Genomic DNA, 7,355 nt, shown 5'->3' with positions numbered 1-7,355 from the left:
TCCCAGCTCAGCGCGCCGCCAGTCTGGTACTCGATCACACGGGTCTCGAAGAAGTTTTTCTCTTTCTTCAAGTCCATGATCTCGCTCATCCACGGGAATGGGTTGGTGGTACCTGGGTACTCTTCCTTCAACCCAATCTGCGACAGACGACGGTTAGCAATGAACTTGAGGTAATCCTCCATCATCGCCGCGTTCATGCCCAATACACCGCGAGGCATAGTGTCGCGAGCGTATTCGATCTCCAGTTGAGTCCCTTGCAGGATCATCTGGGTCGCTTCTTCCTTCATCTCGGCATCCCACAGGTGTGGGTTTTCGATCTTGATCTGGTTGATCACATCGATACCGAAGTTCAGGTGCATCGACTCGTCACGCAGGATGTACTGGAACTGCTCGGCGACGCCGGTCATTTTGTTGCGACGGCCCATGGACAGGATCTGGGTGAAGCCGCAGTAGAAGAAGATGCCTTCCAGGACGCAGTAGTAGGCGACCAGGTTGCGCAGCAGCTCCTTGTCGGTCTCGACGGTGCCGGTTTCGAACTTCGGATCGGAGATCGAGCGGGTGTACTTCAGGCCCCAGGCGGCCTTTTTGGCGACCGATGGGATCTCGTGGTACATGTTGAAGATCTCGCCTTCATCCATGGCCAGCGATTCGATGCAGTACTGGTAGGCGTGGGTGTGGATCGCTTCTTCGAAGGCCTGGCGCAGGATGTACTGGCGGCACTCCGGGTTGGTGATCAGGCGGTACACGGCCAGCACCAGGTTGTTGGCGACCAGGGAGTCGGCGGTGGAGAAGAAGCCGAGGTTGCGCATGACGATGCGGCGTTCGTCGTCGGTCAGGCCTTCGGGGTTTTTCCACAGGGCGATGTCGGCGGTCATGTTGACCTCTTGCGGCATCCAGTGGTTGGCGCAGCCGTCGAGGTACTTCTGCCAGGCCCAGTCGTACTTGAACGGCACGAGTTGGTTGAGGTCGGCGCGGCAGTTGATCATGCGCTTTTCGTCAACGGCGACGCGGGCGGAGGCGCCTTCGAGTTCGGCGAGGCCTTCGGCGACGTCGAGTTTGTCCAGCGCAGCCTTGGCGCGGATGATGGCGGCGGAGTCACTGGCGGTGACGGCGCGGGCTTCGATGGCCGCGGCAGCGCCGGCACCGTCGAGGCGGTCCATGTTGGCTTCGGTGGCGTGGCCGGCGTTGGCGCCTTTGGTGGCTACTTCGCCTTCTTCTTCTTTGTCGAATTCGTCCCAGCTCAGCATGACGTGTCGTCTCCTGCGTGAGGGCTCAAAGGTGCCCGTGTGAAACCGGATGGTTGGGTGTTCACACGGCCCTGAGGCCGCGGTGGATCTTAAGGAATCGTTTGTTGCAGCTAGCGCACGCATTAAACGGAATAGGCTTACGGGTGCTCTGCGTGAGGCTTGAGGTGCGGAGCGGTGGTTGCTTGCTCCTGCGGGATGCCTCAGGTCTGGCTCTTCATCCCTGTGTAAAGGGATATTGCAGGCCCGATTTACCCGCGCATTGTAGGGGAAAAAAACCGGTTTGTGTTGAGGCGGATGGTCACGGAGAGCGGCCAGAATGACGTGTTTTTCGGCCAGAGTGCGGGTTTACAAGGCTTTGCCGGGGTTGGATTTTTTTGACGGGCGGTGGGATGTTTTTTGTGAGGGGAGGAGCGGCGTGGTGCGTCAGGCTTTTATAGGTGCGGTGTGGCAGCTAGCGCTATCGGGGGCAAGCCCCCTCCCACATTTGGGCGGGGTCGGTGCTTTGCCGCAAGAACGATTTCTTGCGGCGAATACGTTCAAACTAACCAAGTGATTAACCGTTAGAACAACCATTGCCCATCACGTGGTAATTAAGAATATGCCGCTGGCCCTGCGAGTCTTCATATTCCATCTTCACCGGTACCACTTCGCACACTTCCGGAATACTGCTCATGGACAGTACTTTTGCCACGTCCAGATGGGTGCTGTAAGTGTAGTCTTCAACAATCGGAGGGTTGCTGGCAGCTACGTCAGTCGGGGCTTCGTCGGCCAGGGCGGCGGTGGCGCACAAGCTGCTGAGGGCCATAACTACTAAAGCTTTCATTTCTCTATTTACCTTCTTCAGGGCGAAAGGGGTCACGGGGCCCTTGTGAGGCCACGTGTGTAACTCAAGAGTTGGGAAGTTCGGATTAACGTTGCCTTCGTGGGGGCTGTTGCGTTGTTAATCACTGCTGTATTTAACTAAAGTGCCGTGTTGGCGGAAGTGATTTTAGGCTCCCGGGTTATATTCATATACCCGTGCTTTTGATAAACACTATTGGCGGTTTTTGTAACAATCCGGTGGTAAAGCTTTTTTCACAAAGCCGCAAAGCGCCACAGCCCGCGGGCCAGAGCCGCAAACGGAGATATCAGGGCAATTTGTAGGGGCTTGTTACTACCATCGTCGAATGGTTCTATAGGGCTGCCCCGGCTACAACAGGGCCATACAAAAACAACTATGTCACCGAGGTAAGAAAGATGAGTGCGGCTTCCCTGTACCCCGTTCGCCCCGAAGTAGCAGCCAACACGCTGACCGACGAGGCGACCTACAAGGCCATGTACCAGCAGTCGGTGGTCAACCCCGATGGTTTCTGGCGCGAGCAAGCCAAGCGTCTTGACTGGATCAAGCCTTTCACCACGGTGAAGCAGACCTCTTTCGACGATCACCACGTCGACATCAAGTGGTTCGCCGATGGCACCCTGAACGTTTCCTACAACTGCCTGGACCGTCACCTCGCCGAGCGTGGCGACCAGATCGCGATCATCTGGGAGGGCGACGACCCTGCCGAGAGCCGCAACATCACTTACCGCGAGCTGCACGAAGAAGTCTGCAAGTTCGCCAACGCCCTACGTGGCCAGGATGTGCACCGTGGCGACGTGGTGACTATCTATATGCCGATGATCCCCGAAGCCGTGGTGGCCATGCTGGCCTGTACCCGCATCGGTGCGATTCACTCCGTGGTGTTTGGCGGTTTCTCGCCGGAGGCCCTGGCCGGTCGCATCATCGACTGTAAGTCGAAGGTGGTGATCACTGCTGACGAGGGCATCCGTGCCGGTAAGAAGATTCCGCTGAAGGCCAACGTCGACGACGCCCTGACCAACCCGGAAACCAGCAGCATCCAGAAAGTCATCGTGTGCAAGCGCACCAACGGCCAGATCAAGTGGAACCAGCACCGCGACATCTGGTACGAAGACCTGATGAAAGTGGCGGGCACAGTGTGTGCGCCCAAAGAGATGGGCGCTGAAGAAGCGCTGTTCATCCTCTACACCTCCGGTTCCACCGGCAAGCCCAAGGGCGTGCAGCACACCACCGGCGGCTACCTGTTGTACGCCGGCCTGACCCACGAGCGCGTGTTCGACTACCGCCCGGGCGAAATCTACTGGTGCACCGCCGACGTCGGCTGGGTCACCGGCCACACTTATATTGTCTACGGACCGCTGTCCAACGGCGCGACCACCGTGCTGTTCGAGGGCGTGCCGAACTACCCGGACATTACCCGGGTGGCGAAGATCGTCGACAAGCACAAGGTCAACATCCTCTACACCGCCCCAACCGCAATCCGCGCCATGATGGCCTCCGGCACCGCTGCCGTGGAAGGCGCCGATGGCAGCAGCCTGCGCCTGCTCGGTTCGGTGGGCGAGCCAATCAACCCGGAGGCCTGGGACTGGTACTACAAGAACGTCGGCCAATCCCGTTGCCCGATTGTTGATACCTGGTGGCAGACCGAAACCGGCGGCAACATGATGAGCCCGCTGCCGGGGGCTCATGCGCTCAAGCCGGGTTCGGCGGCACGGCCGTTCTTCGGCGTGGTGCCGGCATTGGTGGACAACCTCGGCAACCTGATCGAAGGCGCGGCCGAAGGCAACCTGGTGATCCTCGATTCGTGGCCAGGCCAGGCGCGTACCCTGTACGGCGACCATGACCGCTTTGTCGACACCTATTTCAAGACCTTCCGTGGCATGTACTTCACCGGTGACGGTGCGCGCCGTGACGAGGACGGTTACTACTGGATTACCGGCCGCGTGGACGACGTGCTGAACGTGTCCGGCCACCGCATGGGCACCGCCGAGATCGAAAGCGCCATGGTTGCCCACCCCAAAGTCGCCGAAGCGGCGGTGGTGGGGGTTCCGCACGACATCAAGGGGCAGGGCATCTATGTGTATGTCACCCTCAAAAATGGCGAAGAGCCCAACGAAGCGCTACGCCTGGAGCTGAAAAACTGGGTGCGCAAGGAAATCGGGCCGATTGCTTCGCCGGATGTGATCCAGTGGGCGCCGGGCTTGCCGAAGACCCGTTCGGGGAAAATCATGCGGCGCATCCTGCGCAAGATTGCCACGGCTGAGTACGACGGGCTGGGGGATATCTCCACGCTGGCGGACCCGGGTGTGGTGGCGCATCTGATCGAGACGCACAAGACCATGAACGTCGCGTAAGGCGGGATAGTCGGATAAAGCCCCACCCGGTATAAGCCGGGTGGGGCTTTTTCGTGGGATCTTGAAACCAATGGAGATCAAATGTGGGAGGGGGCTTGCCCCCCGATGTCAGTGTGTCAGTAGACATATTTGGCGCTGATCCACCGCTATCGGGGGCAAGCCCCCTCCCACATGGGATCTGCGGCAGATCAATAAATATCGGTTTTTCGTGTAGGGCGTTTCTGAATGTTACCGCGAGCGCTGAATGTGTAACCTCGCGCCCAAACCTGAGGCAATGCGCTACGCCTCTGCTCCGAAAAACCCCATTCCAGACACCCCTGGAAATAAGATTAAACGCCAGACTTGCCGTGCCAGAAGGGTTTGCGAATAATAGGCCCGCAATTTGCAGCGTCTACAGGTTTAATGTCTTTTGTCTCTGCATAAAATCCAGAGGCTGTCAATGAGCTGGAACCGCTTTCTCGGTGCTTCTGTAAATTGTTGTCGCATTGAGGAAATATCGGCTTCCAGCCTGTCGTTAGAATGCCGATCACTCGCTCGTCGTCTCCGGTGTTGAATCGGTGTCGGACGCAGCACCGCTATTCGGTTTCCCTTACGCCGCATCGTGGGCCATGGCTCATACTGCTGTTTTGCCCTATACCGATGGAGTCCCAAGATGAAGAAACTCGTGCTGTTGGGCGCCCTGGCGCTGTCCGTGCTGTCCATGCAGGCTTTCGCTGATGAAAAGCCCCTGAAGATTGGTATCGAAGCGGCTTACCCTCCGTTTGCCTCGAAGGCGCCGGATGGCAGTATCGTCGGTTTTGACTACGACATCGGCAACGCCCTGTGCGCAGAGATGAAGGTCAAGTGCACCTGGGTCGAGCAGGAGTTCGACGGCCTGATCCCGGCGCTGAAAGTGCGCAAGATCGACGCGATCCTGTCGTCCATGTCCATCACGGAGGACCGCAAGAAGTCCGTGGACTTCACCAGCCGCTACTACCTGACCCCGGCGCGCCTGGTGTTGAAGGAAGGCACTACCGTCAGCGACAGCCTGGATGAATTGAAGGGCAAGAAAATCGGTGTGCAGCGCGGTTCGATCCACGATCGTTTCGCCAAGGAAGTCCTGGCTCCGAAAGGCGCCACCGTGGTGCCTTACAGCTCGCAGAACGAAATCTACCTGGACGTGGAAGCCGGTCGCCTCGATGGCACCGTGGCTGACGCTACCCTGCTGCAGGACGGTTTCCTGAAAACCCCTGCTGGCAAAGGCTACGCGTTCGTAGGCCCGGCGTTCACCGACGTCAAGTACTTCGGCGACGGCGTCGGTATCGCGGTACGCAAGGGCGACAAGGAAAACCTGGACCGCATCAACGCAGCTATTGCCGCGATCCGTGCCAACGGTGAGTACAAGAAAATCCAGGACAAGTACTTCGACTTCGATATCTACGGCGCTGACGCCAAGTAACTCGTCGCAGCGGTCTGTCCCAAATGGCGCAAGCAACAGAATTCCTGCGGTTTGCGCCATTTTTTCATCCCCCCTTTTCGAGGACCTGAATCATGTTGAAAGGCTACGGGGCCGTCATCCTCGATGGCGCATGGTTGACGCTTCAGCTCGCCTTGTCGTCCATGGCCTTGGCCATTGTTCTGGGTCTGATCGGGGTCGCGTTACGCCTGTCGCCGGTGCGCTGGTTGGCCTGGCTGGGTGACTTGTACTCCACGGTGATCCGCGGGATCCCCGACCTGGTGCTGATCCTGCTGATTTTCTACGGCGGCCAGGACCTGCTCAACCGCGTCGCGCCGATGCTGGGCTACGACGACTATATCGACTTGAACCCCTTGGCCGCCGGTATCGGCACCCTGGGTTTCATCTTTGGCGCCTACCTCTCGGAAACCTTCCGTGGCGCCTTCATGGCCATTCCCAAGGGCCAGGCCGAGGCCGGCCTGGCGTATGGCATGAGCAGCTTCCAGGTGTTCTTCCGGGTGATGGTGCCGCAGATGATCCGGCTGGCAATCCCCGGGTTCACCAACAACTGGCTGGTTCTCACCAAGGCCACTGCGCTGATTTCGGTGGTGGGCCTGCAAGACATGATGTTCAAGGCCAAACAGGCGGCAGACGCCACCCGCGAGCCTTTTACCTTCTTCCTCGCGGTGGCGGCGATGTACCTGGTGATCACCAGCGTGTCGTTGCTGGCCCTGCGTCATCTTGAGAAGCGCTACTCGGTAGGCGTAAGGGCGGCTGATCTATGATCTTCGACTACAACGTCATCTGGGAGGCCATGCCGCTGTACCTCGGCGGCCTGGTGACCACCCTCAAACTGCTCGCCATCTCGCTGTTCTTCGGCCTGCTCGCGGCCTTGCCCCTGGGCCTGATGCGCGTGTCCAAGCAGCCGATCGTCAATGGTGCGGCCTGGCTCTATACCTACGTGATTCGCGGCACGCCGATGCTGGTGCAGCTGTTCTTGATCTACTACGGCCTGGCCCAGTTTGACGCCGTGCGCGAAAGCTTCCTGTGGCCGCTGCTGTCCAGCGCCACCTTCTGCGCGTGCCTGGCGTTTGCGATCAATACCAGCGCCTACACCGCCGAGATCATTGCCGGCAGCCTCAAGGCCACGCCCAATGGCGAGATCGAGGCGGCCAAGGCCATGGGTATGTCGCGCTACAAGCTGTATCGCCGCATCCTGCTGCCGTCGGCCCTGCGCCGTGCGCTGCCGCAGTACAGCAACGAAGTGATCATGATGCTGCAGACCACCAGCCTGGCCTCCATCGTCACCCTGATCGATATCACTGGTGCCGCACGCACGGTGAACGCGCAGTTCTACCTGCCGTTCGAAGCCTATATCACCGCCGGCGTGTTCTACCTGTGCCTGACCTTCATCCTGGTGCGCCTGTTCAAGTTGGCCGAGCGCCGCTGGCTGAGCTACCTGGCGCCACGGAAGCACTGAT

6 protein-coding genes are annotated in these 7,355 nt (G+C 59.1%); 4 read left to right on the top strand and 2 right to left on the bottom strand.

From position 1 onward, the window contains the following. Together BFN10_RS16495 and BFN10_RS16485 are read right to left on the bottom strand one after the other, a co-directional pair. On the bottom strand, positions 1–1,247 hold a 1,247-nt coding region (locus tag BFN10_RS16495; RefSeq protein WP_071490558.1), incomplete at its 3' end, for a ribonucleotide-diphosphate reductase subunit beta. Between the two features lie 553 nt (positions 1,248–1,800). Beyond that, positions 1,801–2,070: a DUF2790 domain-containing protein gene (locus BFN10_RS16485; protein WP_071490556.1), complete on the bottom strand. Its 270-nt coding sequence runs from the start codon at positions 2,068–2,070 to the stop codon at positions 1,801–1,803. A gap of 413 nt (positions 2,071–2,483) precedes the next feature. Here BFN10_RS16485 and acs point away from each other — a divergent pair, with 413 nt between their 5' ends. From acs to BFN10_RS16465, 4 genes are all read left to right on the top strand, one after another. Beyond that, on the top strand, positions 2,484–4,439 hold the full coding sequence (gene acs, locus BFN10_RS16480) for an acetate--CoA ligase (RefSeq protein ID WP_071490555.1): 1,956 nt from the start codon (positions 2,484–2,486) through the stop codon (positions 4,437–4,439). Positions 4,440–5,091: 652 nt separating this feature from the next. Then, the gene (locus tag BFN10_RS16475) at positions 5,092–5,877 is read left to right on the top strand and encodes an ABC transporter substrate-binding protein (RefSeq protein ID WP_071490554.1); all 786 of its coding nucleotides are present in this window, start codon (positions 5,092–5,094) and stop codon (positions 5,875–5,877) included. A gap of 92 nt (positions 5,878–5,969) precedes the next feature. Then, complete coding sequence (locus BFN10_RS16470; protein ID WP_010208305.1) at positions 5,970–6,659, top strand: ABC transporter permease; 690 nt, start codon at positions 5,970–5,972, stop codon at positions 6,657–6,659. Then, complete coding sequence (locus tag BFN10_RS16465; protein ID WP_058426872.1) at positions 6,656–7,354, top strand: ABC transporter permease; 699 nt, start codon at positions 6,656–6,658, stop codon at positions 7,352–7,354. Before BFN10_RS16470 ends, BFN10_RS16465 begins: the two co-directional genes overlap by 4 nt. Position 7,355 lies beyond the last annotated feature (1 nt).

Origin of the sequence: Pseudomonas extremorientalis (assembly GCF_001870465.1) — a bacterium.
GTDB classification, from domain to species: domain Bacteria; phylum Pseudomonadota; class Gammaproteobacteria; order Pseudomonadales; family Pseudomonadaceae; genus Aquipseudomonas; species Aquipseudomonas extremorientalis.
Note: the sequence above shows the minus strand (reverse complement) of the source record. Positions and strands in the feature narration are given on the sequence as shown.